Source organism: Streptomyces sp. NPDC104309, assembly GCF_055584025.1.
In genome coordinates, this window is sequence record NZ_JBVJMV010000044.1 from 39,325 (window position 1) to 64,156 (window position 24,832).

The following is a 24,832-nucleotide window of genomic DNA, read 5'->3' on the forward strand; positions in this document are numbered from 1 at the left end:
GGACGTGGAGATCGCACTGGTGGAGAGCAGCCCGTACCGCTTCCGGATCGAGCAGCGGGAGCCGATGCGTGTCCCCGGGGTCGTGTTCGCCTCGCGGGCGCTGCTGCCGCAGGCGGCGGGGGACAAGGCGCTGGAGCAGGTGGCGAACGTGGCGACGCTGCCCGGCATCGTCCACGCCTCCTTCGCCATGCCCGACGTCCACTGGGGCTACGGCTTCCCGATCGGAGGGGTGGCCGCCACCGACATCTCCCACGGCGGGGTCATCTCGCCCGGCGGCGTGGGGTTCGACATCTCCTGCGGCGTACGGCTGCTGGCCGCCGGCATCGACCGCGAGGCGCTCGGCCACGACCGGATGCGGCGACTGATGGACATCCTCGACAGCACCATCCCGCGCGGTATGGGGCGCGGCGGCCTGTGGAGGCTGTCGGGGGCCGGGGAGATGGACGAGCTGCTGGTCGGCGGCGCTCGGTACGCGGTCGAACACGGCCACGGTGTGCCCCGCGACCTCACGCGCTGCGAGGACTACGGCGTCCTGGAGGGCGCGGCCCCGGGGCAGGTGAGTGCGCGCGCCGTCGAGCGCGGCCTCCACCAGGTGGGAAGTCTCGGCTCGGGCAACCATTTCCTGGAGGTCCAGGCGGTGGACCAGGTCTACGACTCGGCCACCGCAGCGGCCTTCGGGCTGCGGGTGGGCCAGGTGTGCGTCATGATCCACTGCGGCTCGCGCGGCCTGGGACACCAGGTGTGCACCGACCACGTCCGCGTGATGGACCAGGAACTGCACCGGCACCGCATCCAGGTCCCGGACCGGCAGCTGGCCTGTACCCCGGTCGACTCGCCGCGGGGCCGCGCCTATCTCGGGGCGATGGCAGCGGCCGCCAACTACGGCCGGGCCAACCGCCAGCTGCTGTCGGAAGCCACCCGCCGCGCCTTCGCGACCGCTGCGGGAGTCGGTCTGGAGTTGATCTACGACATCTCGCACAACACCGCCAAACTCGAGACCCACGAAGTGGACGGCGTGGCACGTCGGCTGTGCGTCCACCGCAAGGGCGCGACGCGGGCGCTGCCGCCCGGTGATCCGAGCCTGCCCCAGGACCTCGTCCACACGGGCCAGCCGGTACTGGTCCCCGGGACGATGGGAACTGCCTCGTACGTGATGGTCGGCCTGCCCGGCAACGACGCCTTCCGCTCCGCATGCCACGGCGCCGGCCGGGTCTGGAGCCGCCACCACGCGCTGCGCATGGTGCGTGGGGAGCAACTTCGCGGCGAGCTGGAGGCCCGGGGCATCGCCGTGCGGCCCTCCTCATGGCGCGGTCTCGCTGAGGAGGCGCCGCAGGCGTACAAGGACGTCGACGCGGTCGTCGCCGTCACCGAGGGCGCCGGACTCGCCCGGCTGGTCGCCCGACTGGTGCCGCTGGGAGTGGTCAAGGGATGAGGCGGTACGAAGCGAGAGCGACCGGCACGGCTTCCCCGGCGGACCTCGTCCGTGCGGCGGGTGTCGCGACGAGCGGCTGCTCGGCGCGCTCCCGCGCGGTTCGGCGTCGGTGGGCGCACTTGCCGAACCTTCGCACATGCGCGGACCGGCCTTACCTTCGAACATGCGCGGACTCCGCCGAACCTTCGAACATGCTCCGGCCGGCCGGTACGGAGGCATGGATCCCTGGTGCGCCGAAGGCGCGGTCGGACGGGGGCTCGGGCGGTGAAGCCGCTCGCACCTCGGCGGAACGCGAGTAGCGTGGAACCTGGATGAAGGGTCGGGCAGGAAGTCCGGTCGGAAGCCGGGAGCGGCGATCACAGGCTGAGGTCCTGCGCCTTTCGGACGAAGTCGGGCGAAGAAGTGCACTTTCTCGGAGCACCGAGCAGCGGCACGTAGCCGCAGCAACCGTGGGAGGAGCGGCGATGAGGGCCGCGGATCCGGAAGTCGTCGTGCAGGCCGGACCGGTCCGGCTCCACGGGCAGTTGTCCGTACCCGAAGGGGCAACAGGCATCGTGGTGTTCGCCCACGGCAGCGGCAGCAGCCGACACAGCCCGCGCAACCACTTCGTCTCGACCTCGCTGAACAAGGTCGGCCTGGCCACGCTGCTGTTCGACCTTCTCACTGCGCAGGAAGAAGTGGACCGCGCCCACGTCTTCGACGCCGCCCTGCTGGCCCGCCGCTTGGGCGACGCCACCTGCTGGCTGCTCGATCGGCCCGAGATCCGGCGCCTGCCCGTGGGCTACTTCGGCGCCAGTACCGGCGCGGCCGCGGCGATGTGGGCGGCGGCCGAGCCGGACTGCCCGGCCGTGGCGGTCGTCTCTCGCGGTGGCAGGCCCGATCTGGCCGGATCCCGTCTGTCGGCGGTGACCGCGCCCACGCTGTTCATCGTCGGAGGCGAGGACGGGGTGGTGCTGGATCTCAACCGCCAGGCCCAGGCACTGCTGCGCTGCGAGAGCCGACTGGCTGTGGTCCCAGGCGCCACTCACTTGTTCGAGGAGCCCGGTGCTCTCGGGGAGGTGGCGGACCTGGCCGGAGAGTGGTTCGCCGACCACCTGGGTTGTCACACAGGACCAGGGAGCTGAGCGTCGGCGCGCCGCAGGGAGGGCTTGGCGCCATCGGTCTACGCGGAGCGAGGTGCTCGACTCATACGGAGCGCGGCCGTCTCTACAACCTGCTTGTTTTCGCGCATCATTGAGTTGCTTCGCTCGGACAATCATCCTCGGCCGGAACGCGGGCGTCTCCGCTTGACGTGGCGCGTCTGCGGTCGATTCAGGACCTGTCATGCACTCGTCAAATCCCGCTGAGAGACCGCGATTGGCTCAGCCCCGGAGCCATGAGCGAACGGCTGCGACTGCGGTGCATGCCGTGGACGACGGACTGCCGCAGACCTCGTCCGCGTTCTCGCCCCAGCCGATCTCGTGACGTCATGTCAGCCGATTCCTCGCGGGCCGGTGACGGCAAGGAATCAGTCGGAACGCGTCAAGCCCGGTGTGCCAGCAGGTCGTCCAGTTCGGCTGCGAAAAGCAGCGCGGGGTCGAAGCCCATCCCGGCGAAGTGGCCTGCGAGTTCGAGGGAGAGGACTCCGTGCAGGCGGGTCCAGAAGGTCAAGGCCCGGTGGAGGACGGCGGGTTGGGCGGGGTGGTTTTCGGCCCAGTCCCGGTGGCCCTCCAGGTGTGCGTCGAACGGCGTCGCGGGGCCACCCCCGGGGAGCGCCATGAAGGCATCGAGAAGGGTCGCCATCATCTCGGAGGTGATACCGGTGGTTTCCTCGGGTGCGTGGTAGCCGGGGACGGGGGTGCCGTAGATGAGGAAGTACCGCTGGGGGTCTTGAAGGGCCCAGTCGCGCAAGGCGTGTGCCAGTCCGGCCAGGTCGGTGCCGGTGGCGGAGGCCGCCCGAAGCGTGTCGGCGAGGCTTCGGTAGGCGTCCTTGACGAGTTCGGTGATCAGTGCGTCGCGGCCGGCGTAGTAGCGATAGAGCGCGGGCCCGCTCATCCCGATCTGTTTGGCGATCGCATTGAGGGAGAGCGCGGACGCTCCCGCCCTGGCGATCTGCTCCCAGGCGCGCTCCTTGATCTCCGCGCGCACCTCGGCCCGGTAGCGCTCCCGTGGGGTCTTCGTGTCCGACTTCGTCACGGGATGCCACCTTCCTCATCCGTGCCGATACAGCTTCAAAGTGTTGTTAGAGGTTATCACGCAAGGTGTTGACCCCTCGGGCTGCGTGAGTTATACCTTCTAACGAAAGAAAGAGCTTCTAAGGCGGTGCGGCGGTACGGCTGTCGCAACCGTGTACTCCACCGGACCGGGGGACTTGTATGACCACCACGGTTGTGCCACGCCGCACCCGCGCAGACCGGCGCGTTCCACGGTCGGTGACCGTCTCCTCCTGGGCGGTCCCCGTCATGGTGGTCGGTCAGTTCGCTCTGATCGCGGTCGCCCCGGTCATGATCGGGCTGGTCGGCGCTCTGCGTCATGTCCGCGACCGGGCGGTGCGCGGGGCGGCCGTCCTGCTCGCCGTCACGTACGCGACCCCACTGGTCGTATGGATGACACGGCCCGACGTGGCGCAGAGCCTGTCCAAGGACATGCACCCCGCATTCGCCGGACTGATCACCGCCGCGTCCGCCGCACTCATCGTCACGATCCGTCGAGCCCGCAGCCGGAGTCTTCCCGTGCGGTGACGCGATGCTCGCGCGACAACCGATGTGAGCTCAACAAGCAAAGATCGCCCATCAATTGACAAGGAGAATGCCATGCCCGGCATCAGAAGCACCAGCGTCCCCGCCGCCTTGTTCACCGTCCCGCTCGCCGCCTTCAGTCTTCTCGGTGTCACCGCGGCGCCCGCCGAGGCTGCTCTTTCCCACTCCGCCAAGTCCCTCATGTGCCACGGCAAAGGCGTTGATCCCGACGCGCGTGTCCGCTACAGGGCCGAGACCGTGATCCATGCGCCCCTGAAGACCATTTGGAAGCTGCAGACCGACGTGGAGCGTTGGCCGTCCTGGCAGGCCCCGGTCGAGACCATCGAACGTCTCGACCAGGGGCCCCTCCGGCAGGGCTCGGTGTTCCGGTGGACGACTCCGATACCCCCCAATCCCGCGACGCCGGCCACCAGCCTGGACATCACTTCGACTGTCGAGCAGCTCAAGCGCGACTCCTGCATCCGCTGGACCGGCCCCGCGGTCGGTGAAGGACTGCGCATCGACGGCGTCCACGTGTGGACCTTCACCAGGGTCGAAGGGGGCGTCCGCGTGCGCACCGAAGAGACCCATGCCGGCGACCAGGTCGAAGCGGACGTTCCCGCCGCGACCGAGATCCTCGCCAAGGGCCTCGAAGCATGGCTGCGTGACCTGAAGGCCACTGCCGAGGCCCGCACCCATGACCGACCGCACTGAAATTCGGTCCGGTCCTTCAGGTGTGTGGTCGGACTTCAACGATACGTAGGGGGTGCACACACCTGGCCGCACGGCCGTGTCAATCCTGAGACATTCCCTGTGCGGGTTGAGGGGCAGGAATGGTGTTGACCATGGTTCTGACGGAGAGCACCCGCAGGGCCATTAAGCAAGGCAAGGAGTGTTCAGGATGCGTACGAACTGGAAGTTCGCCGTCACCGTCGCCGCCACTGCGCTGACGGGGGCGGCTGGTGCGGGAGTCGCGCAAGCTTCGCCCGCAACGGCCGGCAGTGTCACCCCTTCGGCCTGCCGGCCGGCCAACCACACCGCGAAGATCACCGGGGCGCCCGCCAGCGCAGGGCACAGCCACTACCGCGTGACGCTGACCGCGCCGCGCGGGTACGAGCCGTGCCGGCTGGCCGGTTCGCCCACCGACGTGCGGTTCTCGAACCACGGTTCGGAGATCGGGATCACCGCCGGCCACTACGGCAACCAGACAACAGTGGTGACCTTCGGTCCGGGCCACCCGGTGCACTTCGACATCCAGGTTCCCAACAGCGGCCGCAGCACCGCCGCGGGGGAGGCATCGTTCACGCTCCAGGCTCCGGACGGGGAGATCCCCGGCACGTCCGTGGCCGAGGGCGAGCTCAAGGTGGCCACCGGTACCCTCATCGGTCCGGTCCAGCGCGGCGCCTGACCTCCTCCTGCGCTCCGGTGCGTCCCGCGGCAGTGTCACGGCGGCGGGACGCACCGGGTCTTTCGCGACCTGCGGAACTGGCGTTGAGGGTAAACACATCGGCGGAAGATCGCGAAAGCCGGGATCGCACTGCGCGGGGCCGACTACCTCTTCGCCTACCTGGACGAAGACAAGAGCGAACTGCTGCGCGAAGTGACGGAGGACGGCATCCGGCAGCTGACCGCGCAGGACGAGGAGATCTTTGCCGCCTTCCACGCTGCGGCATCGGAACAGGACATGGACGATGCGTACGTGGAATTGGACCACTGGGCCGTGTTCGGGGCCTTCGCGGACGAGCGTCTCGTCTGCGCCGCGAGCATGTACCCGTGGGACGACTCGAGCGTCGCGGACCTCGGCGTGCTGCCCCTGCCGTCCTTCCAGGGGCAAGCGCCCGCCCGCCGCGTTGTCCGGGCCATCTGCCGCCTCGCCGCCGGGCAAGGCCATGAGCCCCAGTACGGGCGCCAACTCGACAATGCCGCCTCCGCAGTGCTGGCCAAGTCGGCCGGACTGACCTTGTTCGGGAAGTGGGACGTCGTGTCCCCGGAGCCCGTGGTCCGAGCCGGGCTACCACCCCCGCATGCGTCGACACACCGTGCTCGGCGGCCGCCCCCCGATCAGCCGACCCGCCGCCGACGTCACGACCGATGACAACCGTCCTGCGGGCCGGAGACGTGCCTCGCGCCCCACTCCGGACGTCGGACGCTTCGGGGTGGGGCGCGAGGTGAACGGCCTACGGAACAGGATTCCCCTGGCCATCGGGCTCGCCGGGCCGTTGGGTTTTCTGCTTGCCGTCAGGCTTGTGCCTGGCCGTTGGATCCCTCCTCGCCGAGGGACCGCTTGTGCGCGGGCTTCTTGTGCACTGGCTTGTGGTGCCCGGGGTTCTTGTGCCCCGGGTTCTTGTGCCCGGGCTTCTTGTGCGGCGGCTTGTGGTGCGGGGGCTTGGGCGGCCGCGGCTTGCTGATGTCGATGGTGACCTTGGCGGGTTTGCCGGCGATCTGGTTCCCTCGCGGGTCGGTTCCTGCCGCCACCGCCACGTTGGTGACGGAGCAGAGCTTGCCGTCGCCGCCCGACCTGGTCTTCTTGCAGGCATTGGCGTCGGCCTGGGTGATCGTGTACGTGCCGTGGCAGGTCGTCAGGGCACCCGGCGCCAGCGTGGTCGCGTCGCAGGTGACCTTGGTGACACGGTCGTCATTGACCAGCACGTTGTGCAACGTTGTGCTGCCGGTGTTGCTGACGATGTAGGAGTACTGCACCTTCATCCCGACGACGTACGGACCGGGCGTGACAACCCGCTTCTTCAGCGTGATGTGCGGTGCCCCGATCGGCAGCGTCAGCTGGGTCTCCGGAGAGGTGATCGTCTCGCCGTCCGCCTTGCCGGTCGCCGTGGCGGTGTTGGTGACGGAGCCGGCCGTACCGTCACTCGCAGTGATCGTGTAAGTGCCACTGCAGGTGGTGCTGTCGCCCGGGCTCTCGGCCGGGGCCAAGGTGGTCGACTGACAGGTGATGCCGGTGACATGGTCGTCGTCCACCTTGACGTCGGTCAGCTCCACCCCGCCCGTGTTGCGGACGGTGTAGGAGAAGGTGACCGTCTGCCCGACGGAGTAGGGGCCGGGCGTCTCCGCCTTCTTCTCCACGACGAGACCGGCCGGCCGTTCGATCGGCACACTCTGCGAGGACGGCGGCGACGTGACCGTCTGGCCGTTCGACCTTCCCGTCGCGATGGCCGTGTTGTCGATGGAACCATGCGTCACATCGGCGGCCGTGACCGTGTAGGTGGCGGTACAAGTGACCGTCTGACCGCTCGCCAGCGTCGTCATGGGACAGGACACCGGGCCGATCTTCGGGTCGTTGACGGCGAGTCCGGTGATGTCCGTCGCACCCGAGTTGGTGACCACGAAGTCGTACGGCACCTGCGACCCGGCCACCAGGTCACCGGGGAGCGGCTGCCTGACCTGCTTGACGAGGTTCAACCGCGGCAGCGGCTGGTCACTGGTGACGAGCACGTTTCGGATGAGGTGGACATCGGTGAACAGACCCGTGGAGGCGGCGAAACCGAACTTGTAGGTGGGGGGCACCGGTTGTGGAGCGGGAGTGCTGAGCACCTGGTGGGAGCCGGTGCCGTCGTTGAAGTCGATCGACACCGTGAGTACCGGGTTGGGTGCCGGGGTGAGCTGTACATGGACCCGGCGGCGCGACGGTTCGAGCGCGGCCTCGGCCTGGGCGGGAGTGGCTCCCGGGGGCAGCGCGGTCAGTGGTCCTTGCAGCTTTCCGGGAAGGGTCGACGGCCAGGGCCCGGTGGTGGTGAAGTTGCTGGTGGTGGCGGTCAGGAAGCAGTAGCCCTCGGTCCCGTCGCCGGGACCGCGCACCGTGACCATGTTGGCTCCGGGAGCGGGCACGCGGAATCCTGTCCCGGCGGGGGAGCGGTTGGCGCAGCCGTTCCCGCGGTGTTCCCAGTCGCCGAAGTAGTTCCCGAGGACATCGAGCCCCACGCCCAGGTAGCCACGGTCCACACCGGGCAGGAACGTGGCGGTGGGGTAGTCGTCGGGGAGCTTCTGCGCGTACCCCAGGCTGCCGCCGAAGGCGCCCGGGTGGGTCAGCGCGCCGTCACCGTTCACCAGGAAGAACGAGATTCCGTCGGCGGGGGTGGCCGGGGTCGTGCTTCCGTACTGCCACTGGTCGAACGTGACATCGAGGCCCTGGTTGGCGGGCAGCGCATGGTTGTAGAGGACGGCCCCCGCCTGGTCGTTCGAGGCGTCCGTCAGCCGCAGGTATCCGTGCGGCGCTCCGTCGGGGGGCGGCACCGGCCCGACCCCTTCCGGACAACCGCCCAGCGGGTGATCCCCCGGCCCCGGCGCGGCGGCGGCCGGGGCGCCGGTGAGACAAGCCGACCCCACACCGGTGAACTCCGGGGCCGTGGCCTGCGTGAACGTCTCATCGACCAGAGGGGACCCCGCGGCACGCGGCCGGGCCTGGGCGCCGACGTCCAGTGCCAACGACGCTCCGGCGCCGACGACGAGCGCCAATGCCGCCGAGGCGAGTCGGGCAGTCCGTGCACGAGGCGCGCGCCGACCCGACGACGGTGAGTACTTCCTTCGGTTCATGCCCGCATCAATAGCAGTCACTGTGAGCATCAGTGATGGTGACAGACTGTCATGTGCCCCAATAGGTGTCGCGATGGAGCTCACCCGGCGGTACGTCCCTCCGGGACCGGTCCTCCCTGCCGAAGGAGGCCCTCCGTCGCGTCTCCGAGCCGCAGCGATCTACCACTTCAGTGCGGCAACTTCGATACGGCTGCCTCGCTGTGGCCCTTGGCGCGACGACGAGTCCGGGGGAGTGGGCCCGCACTGCATTGATCACGTACTGAGCGTGGCCGTCGGCGGCGAACGACGACGTGGGTGCCCATCGGAGTAGGTCCTGCCGACCATGCCGGTCAGCTCGGCGAGCTCGGTGTCATCACGCAGTGTCCCGTCCTGATCGAGGACCGGATATCGGAGCCGGCCGGAGGGGCCCGGATGCCACGGCGCACGGCCGCCCCGCCGACGTCCCGCTCGCCTACGTATGCGAGCAGCTTGCCGCCAGTGTCGCGCCGGATCGACGAAGGGGGCCGACCGCTACGGAATCCGGTTCAGCCCAGCCCCGTATGGACCTGCCGGATTGTGCAGGTGGTGCGGTCGGCATGAGGCTGGAGGCCAAGCCCGTGGGCGGCCGGACCAAGAACCAGGTACGGCCGCGCCCAGCCGTCGAGCCGAGGGTGATCGCGGCTGACCAGCGTGTGAAGCCAGGGGCCATCGTTGTCGGGTCGACGGCTCGGGCTCATCGAAGCAGCCGTTCGCCGGGCCGCGTGAGGGGCGGAGTGCATCCATGGTGCAGTGAAAGCGGTAAGCGTTGAGAATCTGCCGCGGTGCCACGCGCGCTCGGCTGACTGCCTCGCACAGCGGCGACGAAGCGATCCGCCAGGCGATCCGCACATATCGGCTGAGACCCATCGACGAGTTCTCACGCCGGGCTTCAGAGCTACAACCCAGCGCCTGCTGCGCCGGACGGCTTCATCGCGGAGGAACCATGACCGGCAGCATCTCCCCTGTCTCTCATTCTCCAGAAGGAGCGTGACCAGCGTGGCCCGGAACTATCGTCTGATCCTGAGCTCGCCGTCCGAGGTCTGGGGCCTGCTGTCCGACAGCCACCGCTACGGGGAGTGGGTGACAGGAACCCAGCAGGTCCTCGCCGCGGACCCGCACTGGCCAGAAGTGGGCGCCCGTCTGAAGTTCCGAGTTGGTGCCGGCCCCCTGACGCTCGACGACACCTGCGTAGTCCGCATCTGTGAACCGCAACACCGCCTCGAACTGGAAGCGAAGGCGGAGCCTTTCGGCGCTGCCCGCATTGCCATGAACTTGATTCCCTGGGGCGACAACACCCTCTTCGTTCTCGACTGGCACCCCCTCCGAGGACCCGGCACCCGGATGCACGGACTTCCCGTGAACTACATTGTCGCGGTCCGTAACGGCCTGATGCTGACAAAGCTGGCCCGGATCGCGATGCGCGAGCATGGCGGAAGTGTTTGAGGCACCTGGCAGAACACCCGAGGCGGATCAGCTCTCGTCCAGGCCCATCCAGGTCGGCCGACCGGCCGTTTGCCGCCGGCGCCTCGGGACTCGCTGATCGTGCGCCCTGAGACGATCGCAGCTCGACTGCCGCCCGGAGGACCAGGAGGTTCGGCAGCCTACGAGTTGGGGTGTTCCATGACCACGACCGGACCCTGCTGGAGCCGCGGTACCAGTCAGGTCGCCATGCTCGGTGGTCATCACGGGGTGCATGCCCTCGGTCGCGCGCCTTGAGGGCCGGGGCCGGGGGATGGCGGGCGTGTGGCCGGTGATGGAGCCGGCCCTGCGGTGCGGTTACTCCTTGGTCGAGCAGGGGGCGCAGCAGGCGGGGGCGCGTTCGACGCAGATGGTGACAGCGTCGGTGTTGTTCGTGGGGTCGGAGTCCTTCTCGTTGCCGGTGGTGGTGGCGGTGTTGGTGATCCGGCCGGACGCCGTGGCCTTGGCCCGCAGCGTGAGGGTGGCGGTGGCGCCGTCGCCCAGGTCGCCCACGGTCCACTCTCCGGTTGTCGGGTCGTAGGTTCCGGGGGAGGGGGTGGCGGACAGGAAGGTGAGGCCGCCCGGAAGCCGGTCGGTGACGGTGACGCCGGTTGCCTGGTTCGGTCCGGTGTTGCGGACGGTGATCCGGTAGGTCACGGTCTGTCCGACGGTGACGGTGGTGGCGTCGGCCGCCTTCACCACGGTCAGGTCTGCGCACGGATTGACCGTGGTGACCGTCTCGTCGGATGTGGCGGTCAGTGGTTCGGGAGTCGGCCCGTGCGGTTCGGCTCACAGAAAATCACTTGCGGTGCCTGCATAGGGTGCAGACATGCCGAGTTCACCGCACCTGCAAGAGATCGGCCCTGACAACTTCGGGGCTGCCATCGACCTGAGGGTCCGCCCCGATCAGGAACACCTGGTGGCGCCGGTGATGAAGTCTCTCGCCGAGGCATATGTCCACCCCGCCGTCGCATGGCCCCGGCTCATCTGCGACGATGACGAGGTCGTCGGGTTCCTCATGGCCTTCTTCGACATCGACTGGACCGGCAAAGGCACAGACTTCCGCTCCGGGCTCTGGCGTCTCAACGTCGCGGCCGGAAAGCAGGGACGGGGCTACGGGCGCTTCGCAGTGGAGTCCGTAGCCGCCGAAATCCGGCGTCGAGGCGGCACACGCCTGACGACCACCTGGCACCCCGGAGCGGATGGCCCGACAGGCTTCTATCTGGGGCTCGGATTTCGCCCGACCGGAGAGACCAGCGGTGATCAGACGGTGGGGATGCTGGAACTGGACTGAACCGGACTTCTGCCGCACCTGTACTGATCGCACCATGATGTTCCGGCCCACACGATCCGAAAACCCCGCCGATGGCGACCCATCAGCACCTGGGGACATCGGGCCGGTCGAATCGCCAACTCTTCACGCACGGGCGGTCGCACGGCCTCCTGGTACGCCGAGGCATGGGCGTGAGGCGTGAACAACCGTGATAGAAGAGGGCGTTATGAAGGACGAGTCATACAACGCAGAGCAATTCCACAGTGCTGTTCCGCACTCGGCCCGCGTCTGGAACTACTGGATCGGCGGCAAGGACCACTACCCGGTGGACCAGGAGCTGGGAGATCAAGTCATCGCGAGCTACCCCCAGACACGGGAACTCGCCCTGGCGTCACGGGCCTTTCAGGCGCGTGCGGTGCGGTATCTGGCCGAAGCGGGAATATCCCAGTTCCTTGACATCGGGACCGGGCTTCCCGTGCAGAACAGCACCCATGAGGTTGCGCAGAGCAGCGAGCCGAAGGCTCGCATCGTGTACGTCGACAACGACCCGCTGGTCCTGGCACACGCCCGTGCCTTGCTGACAAGTGCACCGGACGGGCTGACGGACTACGTGCACGCGGACATGCGGGAAGCCGAGCGGGTGCTTGAGGAAGCGGCGCGCACCCTGGACATGTCACGACCCGTGGCTGTGATGGTGCTGTCCACGCTGGGACACCTCACGCCCCAGGACGGCATCGAACTCATGCGGCGGTACATGGCCGGCACAGTGCCAGGCAGCTATCTGGTCCTCTGCGACACGGTCGCCACGCCCCAGACGCTGGCCGCGCAGGAGGCGTACGCGTCGGGCGACACCCCGCCGTACTTGGTGCGCCAGCCCGAGGAGATCCTCGCCGGCGCCGACGGGATGGAGTTGGTCGAGCCCGGATTCGGGTCGATCACCCTCTGGCGAGCCGAGGACGAGGACCTTGCACCCGTCGACCAGTGGGGATTCGTGGCGCGAAAGGTGTAGCAGTCGACGACTGCCACCGCCCGATGCTCCGAGCCGGCTTCCGCGTGTGGTCAAGAAAGCGGTCACCGCACGCATGGTTGACCACACGGCGTCGCTGGGCGCCCCCGCCCGGTGTGCGCCGCCCTGCGGCGGGCCGAACCGGTGTACTGGGACGAGGACATGAACTCCTGAGCCGTGACCGCGCCCCGCTCGGTGCATCCGGGCGCCCTGTGCGAGCACGGCCCGGTCGCCCGTGTTCGTTGCGTGGCGGCGGTGAGATGCCGAAGCCGAGCCCGAGCACGGGGGCACTCGACCTGCCTGAGCAGGGCGGGTGCGCTCGCTGCCCAGGACGGCCGCGCTCGCACGGAGTCCCACCGTGAGCGAGGCTCAAGGGCGGCGTTCGGTGCCGGACCGCTTCGGTGAACGGGCCGACGGTCGAGCTGCGTTCCGATGGCCGAGGCGGCGTGCCGTTGCGGACGGCCCCCTCAGTACCTCAGCGGTGACCATGAAGGCGCCGATGACTGACAATGCCGGGACGACCCGACCCAGAACCGTGTCGCCGCATACGTGATCCGGCAGCGTTCCGTACCCGAATTGCTGGTGTTCGACCACATCGGCATGCCGGCCCAACAGCCTGCGAGGGCCGCCTTCGGACCCGTCGGCGACCGGTGGTGTCCGAGAAGCTCACCGGCCTCGTCGCGAATGCCGCCGTCGTTCAGATACTCTGGCAGGCCGGGCACCCCTGGGCACAGGAACAGCACCGGCGCGGTGCCGGCCGCGGCCCGGACTCCGAGCCCACACCAGCGGCAATCACGTCGTCATCGGCGATGGTGGAGCCGACAGACACACCCTCGCCCACGAACTCACCCACGTCATCCAGCAACGCCGAGGGCCTGTGGCCGGCACGGACAACGGGGCAGGGCTGAAGGTGTCCGACCCCTCCGACCGCTTCGACCCCTCCGACCGCTTCGAGCGGGACGCGGAGGCCAATGCGCGCCGGGTCATGCGTCGCAACCTGCCCTCGACTTGGGAGGCTGAGTAACTCGCGGCGTCGGCGGAGCGGGCCCGGCACCACATCATCCGGTGGAGGAGTCCGTCGAATTCTTGTCACAGCTCGTCGTGATGCTTGCTGACGGTGAGGTCGAGTCCGATCTCATGGCCCCGGGACTTGCCGCGGCAGGCAGGCCCCGATGGCCCCACGAGCAGGCCCGGTCCGTCTGCGCCAGTCTCCGAAGAGCCCCGGACCCATCTGGTCGAGGACCGACTCCAGCAGCGTTCCGATGTGCGACGCAGTGGTGGGATCCTTGCCGCACCAGTTCCGCATCGCCACGCGGCCGGCCGCGGCGAAGACGGCGACCATCAGCTGGGGGCGTACGTCGGAACCGGTGTGGATGTCTTCCCGTTCCGCGATGACCTCGGCCAGTCGAGCCTCAAGTCCGGCGGCACGGCGCAGCAGTTCGGCGTTCAGGCCGGGCGTCCGGTCGATCAGCCGGAGCAGCGACGCGTCGACACCGGATGCGCCGCCTTCCTCCAGGGTGCGCAGAACCGAACCGAACGCCGCGCGCATCGCACGCATGGGGTTCTCTTCCTCCGGTCGTGACCGAAGAGCTGCGACCAGCGCGTCCCCGCTCGCGGTCAGCGGGGCCAGCGCCAGATCCTCCTTGGCGGGGAAGTAGCGGAACACCGTGCGTGGGGAGATCTCCGCCACGTCCGCGATCTGGTCGACAGTGGTCTGTTCGTACCCCTGGGTGAGAAAGAGTCTGGCCGCCGTACGCGCCACGTCCTCACGCGTACGCTGCATCCTGCGCGTCCGCAGATTCTGTCCGGGCACGGCGGCCCTCCTCCTCGAACTCGGTGTACTCAGTGCGTCGGGGCCGACGGCGCCCCCGCCGAGGCGGCGTTCTCCTGCGCGAGCCGCTCCATGCCGCTCTGCGTCTTGAGCGGCTTCTCCTTGATGAAGAGCACCGCGATCAGGGCGAGAAACGCGAAGGGGGCTCCGATCAGGAAGACATCCGCGGTCGCGACGCCGTACGCGTGCTCGACCACCTGCCGGGCCGCTGGGGGAAGCGTGGAGAGGTTGGGAACGCCGTGCCCGGCGCCTGAGCCGCCCGCCGCCCCGCCGAAGCCCTTCTCCAGCTCGCTCGCCACCCGGTGGCTGAGCACGGCGCCCAGCGCGCTCGTGCCGATGGCCCCACCGAGGCTGCGGAAGAACGACAGCACCGAGGTCGCTGCGCCGAGCTCCGATGCGGGTACGTCGTTCTGGGCCGCCAGGACCAGGTTCTGCATCAGCATGCCGACGCCGACGCCGAGCACCACCATGTAGACGCTGAGAAGCCCGAACGAGGAGTCCGCGCTGATCGTGGACAGCAGACCCATGCCCGCGGTCATGATGATGCCGCCCGCGATCAGGAAGCCCTTCCACTTGCCCCGGGCGGAGATGATCTGCCCGGCGATCGTCGTGGACAGCATCAGACCGAGGATCATCGGCAGGCTCATCAGACCCGCGGCGGTCGGAGACTTGCCGAGCGAGATCTGGAAGTACTGGGAGAGAAACACCGTGCCGCCGAACATGGCCACGCCGACCAGCAGGCTTGCCACCGTGGTCAGCGCCACCGTGCGGTTGCGGAAGATGTCCAGCGGGATGATCGGCTCCTGGACCCTGGATTCGACCACGACTGCCGCGACCAGCAGCACCACACCGGCGCTGACCAGGGCGGCGGTCTGCCACGACGCCCAGTCGAACCGGTTGCCCGCGAGGGTCACCCACAGCAGCAGTGCGCTGACCCCGCTCATGATGAGGACGGCACCGAGATAGTCGATCTTCACCTCTCTGCGGATCGTCGGCAGCTTCAGGGTCAGCTGGAGCAGCACGATCGCGAGCAGGGCGAACGGCACACCGATGAAGAAGCACCAGCGCCACCCCAGCCAGGAGGTGTCCACGAGCACGCCGCCGATGAGCGGACCTGCGACGGTGCCGACGGCGAAGACCGCGCCGAAGATGCCGGAGTAGCGGCCGAGTTCACGCGGCGGAATGATCGCCGCCATCACGACCTGGGCCAGCGCGGTGAGACCGCCCGCGCCGATGCCCTGCACCACTCGGCTCACGATGAGCAGGCCGACGCTGTGCGAGAAGCCGGCGACGAGCGAGCCGACGATGAACATCGAGAGGGAGAGCTGGATGAGCAGCTTCTTGTCGTAGAGATCGGACAGCTTGCCCCAGATCGGGACGGTCGCCGTCATCGCCAGAAGTTCGGCGGTGACCACCCAGGTGTAGGAGGACTGGCTGCCGTGCAGATCGGCGATGATCCTGGGAAGGGCGTTGGAGACCACGGTGGAGGCCAGGATGGCAACGAACATGCCGGCCATCAGGCCCGACATGGCCTGGAGTATCTGGCGACGTGTCATGGCTGGTGCGGTCCCGTCGGGCGCACCGGTTTCGGGTGTGACGGCAGCGGTCATCGGCTGACGTTCCTCATTCTCTGGTGAAGGGCCCCCGGCGGGGGCTTGGGATGTGATTCAGCCGCTCAGACCGTCGGCCAGCGAGTTGAACGCCTCGTGATAGATGCTCTGGAACGTGCGGGTACGGCCGGATGCCACCCAGAGCTCGACGGCGGCGCGCACGGCAGCGATCGCTACGTGCGCGAGAAGCCGAGGGTAGAGATCGGACTCGGGGTCCTGACCGAGGCGTTCGGCCACGACAGCGACCAGGGCGCGCTCGTCCGCGCCCTGCGCGGCCAGGAATCCGGGTAGCAGCGCAGGACTCGTCCTGAGCACGGCCATCTGGAGTTCCCAGCGTTCGTGATCCTCCTCGATATGGGCGAGCTCCTGTCCGACCGCCTCGCGCAGGGCATTGAATGCCGTGAGTTCCTTCGGTGCGTCGAGTACTGCCCGACGGGCCCGCTCGGCGTTGTCCTGATCGGGACGGGTGATCGCGTCTTCCAGGCACGGGAAGTAGTTGAAGAAGGTGCGCACGGAGACGCCGACCGCATCGGTGACCGCTTCCACGGTCACGTTCTCGATTCCACGGTCCGCGGCCATGCGCAACGCCACGTCCGCAAGGGCGTCACGCGTCGCACGCTTCTTGCGTTCGCGCAGTCCGAGAGGCATGGCGTCGGCACTCATGAGGCGCATGTTATGCAATTTTGCGCGGTGTGCAAAATTATATTCGGTGTGATCCCGGCGGACGATCTCTGCGCTGCGCCGGTTGTCCACCGCCTGCCCTGCCCTGCCCTGCCCTGCCCTGCCCCGGCCTGCGTCCCGCCTTGCGATCCCGGGAACCTCCACCGGGCAGTCGGGCGAGCCATGGCCTTGTTCGACTGCAACCGCGAGGACATTCCCCATCCGGACCGGGTGGGGGAGTGGGACCACTGGTTCGCCTTCGGTGCCAAGTATCTGTTCGCCGTCCTTTCCGGACACGAGCACGACCCCAGGCTCGTCGGCCACGACGAGTGGACGGATCCGTCGGTCGACCTACCGCCGTCCCGCTGCCACGGTGGCCCACGCCGGCTGCTGGACCTCGCGGCCGACCGGGACACGGTCGCTGCGGAGGCACGCGTTCTCTGGGGCGCATACCAGGAGTTGGCACGCGCGGGCGTATCTGCGTCTGCTGGTCCACCTACCGGTCATGCTGCCGCCGGTCGCCTCCGTACTGCTCTTCAAGCACCTCTACGACCCCGGTTACGGCTTGCTCAACGAGATCCTCGGTCTCTTCGGCCTGCCTGCGCAGCAGTGGCTCCAGGGCCCGGACACCTCCATGCTCTCCGTGGTCATCGCGGCGACATGCGTGACGCGGTACGGCCGTGAGGACACCGGATTCGACTTCGCCGGGAAGATCTTCGGGACGCCTACGGACCTGGAGCTCGGCACACGGCGCGCCCGTGCTGCCGCTCTGCTGACCCTGGCGCTTCCCGGTGCCGTCTACGTGTACAAGGGCGAGGAACTGGGCCTGCCGGAGGCCGACGTGCCCCTGGATCGTATCCAGGACCCGATGCACTTCCGCTCGGGCGGCACCAACCCGGGACGCGACGGCTGCGGGGTGCCCCTCCCGTGGGTCGCCGCCGCACCCAACAGCGGTTTCGGTTCACCGGGTGACCCCTGGTTGCCGCAGCCGGAGGGCCGGCCGGCCTACGCGGCGGACCGTCAGGGCGCCGACCCCGCCTCAATATTGACGCTGTGTCGCGAGGCGCTGCGGCTGCGACGTACCGTTCCGGGCTTCCAGGACGAGTCGCTGGCCTGGCTGCCGTCCGCGCCGGGGGGCATCGCCTTCGGCCGCGGCCCCGGCCTGTTGTGTGTCGTCAATCTCGCCCCTGAGTCCGTGCAACTCCCGGCCCACACCGGCGTTTTGCTCACCAGTGGCGCTCTTGACGACCGGCACCGCCTCCCGCGGGACACGGCGGCGTGGCTGCTCGTCCGACCCTCGCGACCGTACAACCGGGCAGCCGTCCCCCGGGCGGCCGGCTCCCACATCCCTCGGGAGGCTTCTCGACAGGAACCGCGCCCCGTGAGGGTCGCCGACCGCCCCGTCCGCCCCCTTCGACCGGACCGCGATGGTCCGAGTCGCCTTACCTGCACCGGTCCTGACGGTGCGTGAACCGGACGACGCCATCCGGCGCGCGCCCTCGATGTACCGGGGCGCGCACCCCTTCGTTTCCCCGAGGCAGTTCCCCAGCGGGCTCAAGCCCGCACTGTCCACGTCAATAGGACGCGGATCCGAGGGGGCGGAATGCCGACATGGGCTCGCGGCGGTCCGTGCGCCGACCACCACCGAGTGCGGCCCCCTTCACAGCGCCCGCACGAAGGACGCGAATTGCGGCTGGGGCCGCCCGGTTGGTCAAACGACAGGTACGGAATGTTCAACCTCTGACCAAGAAATTGAGGCGACGGGGCTGGAAATCGTCGTTGGGGGACCGGAAAACGCGCCCCCCGAGCAGCAGATATGCCTGATCGCGCCCATGCGATCACGCTGAGCATCAGATCTTCGCACCCCTGGCCCGTCCTCGTCGGGCGTACGGTCTCAACAGAATGTTGATCAAGATCCAAAGCGCCCCGGATGTGGGTGGTTTTGGTTATTTCGTCATGTCCTCAAAGGAGAAGACGTGCCTGCAGTGGAACAGGTGGTGCAGGCGAAGAACTGGGCCTCTACCCGTGCCGGACAGATACAACTGCGCGGCATTGCCCAGGTCGCACTCAGCTCGAACGCATGGGCCGGACTGCTGTTCACCGTGGCGCTGTTCGTGGACGGATGGCGGCTCGGCGTGTACGGCCTGCTCGGTGCGGCCTCGTCCACCGCCGCCGCGGCGCTCCTGGGAGCCGACCGGAAGGGATTGGTCAACGGGCTCCAGGGATACTGCGGTTGCCTGACCGGGATCGCCCTCGCCGTCCGGCTCGGCACCTCGTGGCAGACCGCCGTACTGGCCGTGCTCGGTGCGGCGGTCTGTTCGGTACTGAGCGCCGCGGCGGGCCGCCTCCTCGGCCCTCTCGGGCTGCCTGTGCTGACGGCCCCTTATTGCCTGGTCGCCGGTGCGCTGGTGGTCATGTTGTCCAAGGCGCCGGTCGCCGCCGGTCCGGCCGCACGCGTCTCAGGATTCACGACCATGACGGCCGCGGAGGCCGGCCGGGCGCTCTGCAACAACATTGGTCAGATCTTCTATCTGGACAAGTGGTACGCGGGCCTGATCCTGCTCGTCGGACTGCTCGTCGCCTCGCGGATCGCGGCCGTCGCGGCGATCGGCGCCAGTGTCATCGCGTTCCTGACCGCCTGTCTGGCGGGACTGCCCGCCGACCGGATCATCGAGGGGCTGTACGGATACAACGCGGTGCTCTGCGCGATCGCGCTGACAGCCACTTTCCTGACTCTCACTCCGTGGACCGCTGGGTACGCCGCGCTCGCCGCGGTGGCCTCGGTCCCGTTCGCCGCTGCCTGGGAAGCCGTTGCCCAGCCCTCCGGCGGATACCCCTTCACCTGGCCGTTCACCGTGACGACCTGGCTCTTCCTGGCGGCTGGTCCACTCCTGGGCCGGCCCGGCATCTCGTCCGAGAAAGCAATGTGACGCCATGAACCTCGCACCGCGGGAAATCGACAAGCTCCACGTCTATGTGGTCGCGGACCTGGCCCGCCGCCGCAGGAACCGGGGAACCAAACTCAACTACAGCGAAGCCGCCGCCCTGATCACCGAGGCCGTCCTGGAGGCCGCGCGTGACGGCCACACCGTCGCCGAATGCATGGAGCTGGGCCGCAAGGTCGTCTCCAACGACGACGTGATGCCCGGAGTGCGGGAGATGCTCACCGTCCTCCAGGTCGAGACGGCCTTCGTCGACGGGACGAAGCTGGTCACCTGCCACGACCCGATCAGCGCCTGAAACACCGAGGAGACACAGATGTCTGGCGGAGCTCATTACCTCTACGGGGACGACCCCGTCGAGATCAACGCCAACCGGGACAGGATCACACTCACGGTCGCCAATACCGGTGACCGGGCCGTACAGATCGGCTCGCACTACCACTTCTTCGAGATCAACCGCGCTCTGCGCTTCGACCGAGAGGCTGCCTACGGCATGCGCCTGGACATCCCGTCCGGCACCGCTGTGCGCTTCGAGCCCGGCGACACCCGCGAGGTGGAGCTGTGTGCCTTCGCCGGCACCGGGCGGCTCACCGGCTTCGCCGCGCTCGTCAACGGAGGCCTGTCAGCCCCGGACACCAAGCGCGTCGCACTCCGCCGCGCCGCGGAGCTCGGCTTCGTACACAACGACAGCGACACCGAAACCGACCACGAGGGGGCCCGGGTCTGATGGCGATCATCCCGCGCAAGCAGTACACGGATCTGTTCGGTCCCACCGTCGGCGACCGGTTCCACCTGGCCGACACCAATCTCGTCGTCGAGGTCGAGTACGACCACAACGCCGGTTCCTACGGGGAAGAGGCCGTCTACGGCGGAGGCAAGGCCATCCGGGACGGGATGGCCCAGGACCCGTCCGCGCTCAACCGCGAAGGCGCCCTGGACCTCGTCATCACCAATGTTGTGGTGCTCGACCCGATTCTGGGCGTGGTCAAGGGTGACATCGGCGTACGTGGCGGCCTGATCGTCGGCGTCGGCAAGGCGGGAAACCCGCATCTGCAGAGCGGAGTCGACCCCAAGCTCGTCATCGGGCCCGGCACCGAGGTGATATCCGGCGAACACCTCATCGCCACCGCCGGGGGCGTCGACACGCACATCCACTTCATCGCGCCCCAGCAGGCCCAGGAGGGTCTGTCCAACGGCATCACCACCTTCTTCGGCGGAGGCACCGGGCCGACGGACGGCTCCAACGGCACCACCTGCACCCCCGGCCCGTGGAACATCCACCGGATGCTGGAGGCCGTGGAGGACCTGCCGGTCAACGTGGGTCTGCTCGGCAAGGGCAACGGCAGCCTGCCCGAGGCACTGCGCGAGCAGGTCGAGGCGGGCGCGGCCGGACTGAAGGTGCACGAGGACTGGGGCGCCACCCCCGCCACGATCGACACCGCACTCCGGGTCGCCGACGAGTACGACGTCCAGATGGCCATTCACACCGACACCCTCAACGAGGGCGGCTTCTACGAGGACACCCTGTCGGCGATCAACGGCCGGACCATCCACACCTTCCACACCGAGGGCGCCGGTGGTGGCCACGCCCCCGACATCATCCGGGTGTCCGGCGAGGCCAACGTGCTCCCGGCCTCCACCAACCCGACGCTGCCGTACACGATCAACGCGGTGGACGAGCTGCTGGACATGGTGATGGTCTGTCACCACCTGTCCCGTGACATCCCCGAGGACGTGTCGTTCGCCGACAGCCGGGTACGGGCCGAGACGATCGCGGCCGAGACCGTTCTGCACGACCTCGGTGTGATCAGCATCTTCTCCTCGGACTCCCAGGCCATGGGGCGGGTCGGCGAGTCCTTCGTCCGTGCGTTCCAGACGGCCCACCACTGCAAGGAGTTGCGCGGCCCGCTGGCGGAGGACAGCTCCCGCAACGACAACGCGCGTGTCCTGCGGTATCTGGCCAAGCTGACGATCAATCCCGCCACCGCGGTCGGTGCCGCGGACGTGATCGGCTCCCTGGAGCCCGGCAAGCTCGCCGACATCGTGCTCTGGCCGATCCACTCCTTCGCGGCCAAGCCCAAGATGGTCATCAAGGGCGGCATGGTCAACTGGGCGCTGATGGGCGACCCCAACGCGTCGCTGCCCACGCCGCAACCGGTGTACTACCGGCCGATGTTCGGCACGTACGGCCGTGCCAGGCAGCGCACCTCGGTGACCTTCATGTCCCAGGCATCCATCGCCGCGGGCGTCCCCGACAAGCTGGGACTGCAGCGGCGGATCGAACCCGTGCAGCGCTGCCGCACCATCGGCAAGGAGCACATGGTGCGCAACAACGCGCTGCCGCGCATCGAAGTGGACCCGGAGACGTACAAGGTCACGGTCGACGGCGAGCCCGCCACCATCGAGCCGGCGGAGCGGCTCCCGCTCAACCACCTCTTCTACATCGTCTGACCGTCCTCCTCGCGACGGCCGTCAACGGCCGGACCACCTCGGACGGCCACCTGGCACGAACGGAATCCCCGGCGTGAACGACCCGATGCCGATCCCGGCGCTGCTGACCGGACTCCAGCTCACCGACTCGGCTTTCCCCAGCGGCTATTACACCCTCTCCCACGGCCTGGAAGGCTTCCAGCAGGCCCGCGCGGTCACCCCGCGCGGTCTGCCCTTGCTCCTCCACGACTTGCTGCGCCACAGTGCGGGGCCGGCCGACGCGACCGCCCTCGCCCTCGCCCACCGTGCGGTCACCGCCGACGACTGGGCGGAGGTGGTGGCCGTGGAACAGCGGCTGCATGCCACCAAATTGGGTCGAGAGGCCCGGCAGGCTGCCGTCCGCACCGGACGGCAGCTGCTGGACCTCGCGGGTGAGGTCTACGGCACTCCACAGATCGAGCGGTACCAGGCCCTCTACCGGGAGGGGGCCGTACGCGGCTGCCAGCCGGTCGTCGCCGCCGTCGTCCACGCGGCCAACGGACTGTCGACCCGCCAGGCGGTCACCTGCGAACTGTTCGCCTTCGCGGCCAGTTTCGTGGGGGCCGCCGTGCGGCTGCGGCTGACCGACCACCGCCGGGCGCAGGTCGTGCTGCACGGGGCCGCCCCGGTGATCGAGGAGACCGTCGAAGCGGCCCTGCGGCGGGAGCGGGCCGACATCGGAGGGTGTGTCCCGGTGGCGGATGTCATGGCGGGCCGTCACGAGCGCGCCGAGGCACGCCTCTTCGCCAGCTAGCGCCTCACCTTTCCCTCACCCCTCCCGCACCTCGAAGACCACCACTCCAGAAGGAACACCATGCACGACCCGATGCAGGCCAGGCACCACCACCACGACGAGCTCATGCAGCGGCCCAAGGACGGAGTGCTGCGCGTCGGCATCGCCGGACCGGTCGGCTCCGGCAAGACCGCACTGATCGAAGCGCTCGTCCCCCTGCTGATCGAGCGCGGCCGGACCCCTGCCGTCATCACCAACGACATCTACACCAGCGAGGACGCCGCGCACGTGCGCCGTACCCTGGCCGGGCTCCTCGACGCGGACAGGATCGTCGGGGTGGAGACCGGGGCCTGTCCGCACACCGCGGTCCGGGACGACCCGACGATGAACCAGGCCGCCGCGGACGAACTCATGGAGCGCTTCCCCGACGTGGACACCCTGCTCTTCGAGAGCGGCGGAGACAACCTGACACTCACCTTCAGCCCCGCGCTGGTCGACCTCTTCCTGTTCGTACTGGACACTGCCGAGGGCGACAAGATGCCGCGCAAGCGGGGCCCCGGCATCACCGAGTGCGAGCTGCTCGTCATCAACAAGGTGGACATCGCCCCCTATGTGCGGTGCGATCTCGGCGTCATGGAGTCGGACGCACACCGCGTCCGGGACGGACGGCCGGTGGTGCTGACGAATTCCCTCACGGGAGAGGGCCTCGATACCATCGCCGACTTCCTCCTGTCCCACGAAGCCGCGCAGGTGGCGGCCTCCGCGTGACCAAGGCGCCCGCGCGGCTGGAACCCGCGCACTACGAACCCCGGCGGGTACCGGCCCGGATGCTCGATCTCGCCGGCCCCGCGGACACGCTGGCCGCCGGGCGCCCCGGCAAGGTCGGCCTGCTCGAACTGCGCTACGCACGTGTGGGCGACCGGACCGAGCTCGTCGACCGTTATCAGAAGTCACCGCTGCAGATCATGCGCCCGCTCTATGTCGATCCGGCGCGGCCAGACCTGCCGGTGACCTATCTGATGTCGACCGGGGGCGGGATCATCCAGGCCGACCGCAACCGGATCGACATCGACTGCGGCCCCGGCACCGCGGTGCACCTCACCACCCAGGCCGCCACCAAGGTCCACCGGATGGAGTTCGACCACGCGACCCAGGTCGTCAACCTCACCGCTGGAGAAGGCAGTTACGTCGAGTACCTGCCGGACTCCCTGATCCCGTACCGGGACGCACGCTTCTACCAGCACACCCGCGTGACCGTCGATCCGACCGCCACGGTGCTGCTGGGCGAGACGATCGCGGCCGGACGGCTGGCCCGCGGTGAACGCCATGCCTACCGCATGCTCTTCAGCGACCTGGAGATCCAGCGTCCCGACGGGACGCTCCTGGCCGTGGACAGCGTCCGCCTCGATCCGCGGGCCCCCGGCCCGGTCACCGGTCCGGCGGTCTTCGGGGACCACGACCTGATGGCCTCCCTGTACGCGGTCACTCCGCTTGCCCCCGCGACCCAGGTCGCGGACACCCTCCACGAGGCGCTTGTGGCCGGCGGCCTGGCGTTCGGAGTGAGCACGCTGCCCGATGACTGCGGCGCGTGGGTACGCGTCGTCGGCAGCGACTCGCCCGCCATCACCCGTGCGATGCGCGCCGCGTGGGACGCCCTGCGGCAGCTGCTCATCGACGTCCCGGCCCCGGACCTGCGGAAGACCTGACCCCGCCGGGGCCCACAACGCCTGCCTGCCCTCCGCGGCCGTTGGACGGGGGAGCGGGGTGCCGACCTCGGCACCCCGTACCCCGGGGCAGGTGGGATCAGGGGTGTGAGGGGTGGCGAGCTGCTGTCACCCTGCTCCCGCGCCTGGAACGCGGGACGTCACCGCCCCCGGCTGCCCCGCTCGCGTACCGCCGGCGGGGCGTCGAAACGCCCGATTCGGCCCCTGGGATGTGATGCCACCCATAGGAGGTGCGTCACATCCTATGGAGGATAGGAGGACCAGCGTGGTCCGATCGGCATAGAAATGCCGCAGAGCTTGGCATTTCGGACATTTGTCCTAAGTTGGGTAGTACGTCACATTCTTGCGTCGGGTTCGGTGGGGCGTTAACCATGGCTGTCGTTGCGGGAGACCGCGACAGGGCCGGTCGGA

Annotated in this window: 20 protein-coding genes and 4 pseudogenes; 18 read left to right on the top strand and 6 right to left on the bottom strand. The window is 68.8% G+C overall.

What is annotated here, in order from left to right:
- Positions 1–4: 4 nt before the first annotated feature.
- Together ACZ68L_RS38065 and ACZ68L_RS38070 are read left to right on the top strand one after the other, a co-directional pair.
- A complete protein-coding gene (locus tag ACZ68L_RS38065; RefSeq protein WP_469587014.1) occupies positions 5–1,432 on the top strand; it encodes an RtcB family protein in 1,428 nt (475 codons plus the stop codon).
- 455 nt (positions 1,433–1,887) lie between these two features.
- Positions 1,888–2,556: pseudogene (locus tag ACZ68L_RS38070) on the top strand (dienelactone hydrolase family protein); the annotation flags it as partial.
- A 397-nt stretch (positions 2,557–2,953) separates the two neighbouring features.
- On the opposite strand, the gene ACZ68L_RS38075 reads toward ACZ68L_RS38070, so the two are convergent.
- Positions 2,954–3,607 carry a TetR/AcrR family transcriptional regulator gene (locus ACZ68L_RS38075; RefSeq protein ID WP_469587017.1) on the bottom strand — a complete coding sequence of 218 codons (654 nt, stop codon included), beginning with the start codon at positions 3,605–3,607 and terminating at the stop codon, positions 2,954–2,956.
- A 179-nt stretch (positions 3,608–3,786) separates the two neighbouring features.
- Between ACZ68L_RS38075 and ACZ68L_RS38080 the strand changes: the two genes are divergently transcribed.
- The 4 genes from ACZ68L_RS38080 to ACZ68L_RS38095 all read left to right on the top strand — a co-directional run bounded on the left by ACZ68L_RS38080 (position 3,787) and on the right by ACZ68L_RS38095 (position 6,244).
- A complete protein-coding gene (locus tag ACZ68L_RS38080) occupies positions 3,787–4,152 on the top strand; it encodes a hypothetical protein (RefSeq protein ID WP_469587022.1) in 366 nt (121 codons plus the stop codon).
- A 72-nt stretch (positions 4,153–4,224) separates the two neighbouring features.
- A complete protein-coding gene (locus ACZ68L_RS38085) occupies positions 4,225–4,863 on the top strand; it encodes an SRPBCC family protein (RefSeq protein ID WP_469587023.1) in 639 nt (212 codons plus the stop codon).
- Positions 4,864–5,050: 187 nt separating this feature from the next.
- On the top strand, positions 5,051–5,557 hold the full coding sequence (locus ACZ68L_RS38090) for a DUF4232 domain-containing protein (protein WP_469587027.1): 507 nt from the start codon (positions 5,051–5,053) through the stop codon (positions 5,555–5,557).
- A gap of 192 nt (positions 5,558–5,749) precedes the next feature.
- Positions 5,750–6,244 (top strand): hypothetical protein, encoded by a 495-nt coding sequence (locus ACZ68L_RS38095; RefSeq protein WP_469587029.1) that lies wholly within the window; start codon positions 5,750–5,752, stop codon positions 6,242–6,244.
- A gap of 143 nt (positions 6,245–6,387) precedes the next feature.
- Here ACZ68L_RS38095 and ACZ68L_RS38100 read toward each other — a convergent pair whose 3' ends face one another.
- Positions 6,388–8,589 (bottom strand): DUF7507 domain-containing protein, encoded by a 2,202-nt coding sequence (locus ACZ68L_RS38100; RefSeq protein ID WP_469587031.1) that lies wholly within the window; start codon positions 8,587–8,589, stop codon positions 6,388–6,390.
- Between the two features lie 1,122 nt (positions 8,590–9,711).
- Between ACZ68L_RS38100 and ACZ68L_RS38105 the strand changes: the two genes are divergently transcribed.
- Positions 9,712–10,158, top strand: a complete 447-nt coding sequence (locus ACZ68L_RS38105) for an SRPBCC family protein (RefSeq protein ID WP_469587062.1) — start codon at positions 9,712–9,714, stop codon at positions 10,156–10,158.
- Positions 10,159–10,491: 333 nt separating this feature from the next.
- On the opposite strand, the pseudogene ACZ68L_RS38110 reads toward ACZ68L_RS38105, so the two are convergent.
- A pseudogene (locus tag ACZ68L_RS38110) lies at positions 10,492–10,950 on the bottom strand (DUF11 domain-containing protein); the annotation flags it as partial.
- A 52-nt stretch (positions 10,951–11,002) separates the two neighbouring features.
- Between ACZ68L_RS38110 and ACZ68L_RS38115 the strand changes: the two are divergent.
- The 3 genes and pseudogenes from ACZ68L_RS38115 to ACZ68L_RS38125 all read left to right on the top strand — a co-directional run.
- Entirely contained in the window at positions 11,003–11,467 is a 465-nt protein-coding gene (locus tag ACZ68L_RS38115) for a GNAT family N-acetyltransferase (RefSeq protein WP_469587033.1), read from the top strand.
- A gap of 205 nt (positions 11,468–11,672) precedes the next feature.
- Entirely contained in the window at positions 11,673–12,455 is a 783-nt protein-coding gene (locus tag ACZ68L_RS38120; RefSeq protein ID WP_469587036.1) for an SAM-dependent methyltransferase, read from the top strand.
- A gap of 613 nt (positions 12,456–13,068) precedes the next feature.
- Positions 13,069–13,446, top strand: a pseudogene (locus ACZ68L_RS38125) (eCIS core domain-containing protein); the annotation flags it as partial.
- A 141-nt stretch (positions 13,447–13,587) separates the two neighbouring features.
- Here the strand turns inward: ACZ68L_RS38125 and ACZ68L_RS38130 are convergent.
- The 3 genes from ACZ68L_RS38130 to ACZ68L_RS38140 all read right to left on the bottom strand — a co-directional run bounded on the left by ACZ68L_RS38130 (position 13,588) and on the right by ACZ68L_RS38140 (position 16,556).
- Positions 13,588–14,265 (bottom strand): TetR/AcrR family transcriptional regulator, encoded by a 678-nt coding sequence (locus ACZ68L_RS38130; protein WP_469587039.1) that lies wholly within the window; start codon positions 14,263–14,265, stop codon positions 13,588–13,590.
- A gap of 29 nt (positions 14,266–14,294) precedes the next feature.
- Positions 14,295–15,839 carry an MDR family MFS transporter gene (locus tag ACZ68L_RS38135; protein ID WP_469587041.1) on the bottom strand — a complete coding sequence of 515 codons (1,545 nt, stop codon included), beginning with the start codon at positions 15,837–15,839 and terminating at the stop codon, positions 14,295–14,297.
- Between the two features lie 111 nt (positions 15,840–15,950).
- Positions 15,951–16,556, bottom strand: a complete 606-nt coding sequence (locus tag ACZ68L_RS38140) for an acyl-CoA-like ligand-binding transcription factor (protein WP_469587044.1) — start codon at positions 16,554–16,556, stop codon at positions 15,951–15,953.
- A 661-nt stretch (positions 16,557–17,217) separates the two neighbouring features.
- Here ACZ68L_RS38140 and ACZ68L_RS38145 point away from each other — a divergent pair.
- The 8 genes and pseudogenes from ACZ68L_RS38145 to ACZ68L_RS38180 all read left to right on the top strand — a co-directional run.
- Positions 17,218–17,838, top strand: a pseudogene (locus tag ACZ68L_RS38145) (alpha-amylase family glycosyl hydrolase); the annotation flags it as partial.
- Positions 17,839–18,529: 691 nt separating this feature from the next.
- Complete coding sequence (locus tag ACZ68L_RS38150) at positions 18,530–19,483, top strand: urea transporter (protein WP_469587047.1); 954 nt, start codon at positions 18,530–18,532, stop codon at positions 19,481–19,483.
- A gap of 4 nt (positions 19,484–19,487) precedes the next feature.
- Positions 19,488–19,793, top strand: coding sequence for an urease subunit gamma (locus ACZ68L_RS38155; RefSeq protein WP_361444917.1), 306 nt, complete (start codon positions 19,488–19,490; stop codon positions 19,791–19,793).
- 18 nt (positions 19,794–19,811) lie between these two features.
- Positions 19,812–20,222 (top strand): urease subunit beta, encoded by a 411-nt coding sequence (locus ACZ68L_RS38160; protein ID WP_469587050.1) that lies wholly within the window; start codon positions 19,812–19,814, stop codon positions 20,220–20,222.
- Positions 20,222–21,946 (top strand): urease subunit alpha, encoded by a 1,725-nt coding sequence (gene ureC / locus ACZ68L_RS38165; protein ID WP_469587052.1) that lies wholly within the window; start codon positions 20,222–20,224, stop codon positions 21,944–21,946. The genes ACZ68L_RS38160 and ureC overlap by 1 nt, the downstream gene beginning before the upstream one ends.
- Before the next feature lie 85 nt (positions 21,947–22,031).
- A complete protein-coding gene (locus ACZ68L_RS38170; RefSeq protein WP_469587065.1) occupies positions 22,032–22,718 on the top strand; it encodes an urease accessory protein UreF in 687 nt (228 codons plus the stop codon).
- Positions 22,719–22,778: 60 nt separating this feature from the next.
- The gene (ureG, locus tag ACZ68L_RS38175) at positions 22,779–23,465 is read left to right on the top strand and encodes an urease accessory protein UreG (protein ID WP_469587057.1); all 687 of its coding nucleotides are present in this window, start codon (positions 22,779–22,781) and stop codon (positions 23,463–23,465) included.
- A 59-nt stretch (positions 23,466–23,524) separates the two neighbouring features.
- Positions 23,525–24,403 (top strand): urease accessory protein UreD, encoded by an 879-nt coding sequence (locus tag ACZ68L_RS38180; RefSeq protein WP_469587068.1) that lies wholly within the window; start codon positions 23,525–23,527, stop codon positions 24,401–24,403.
- Positions 24,404–24,832: the final 429 nt, after the last annotated feature.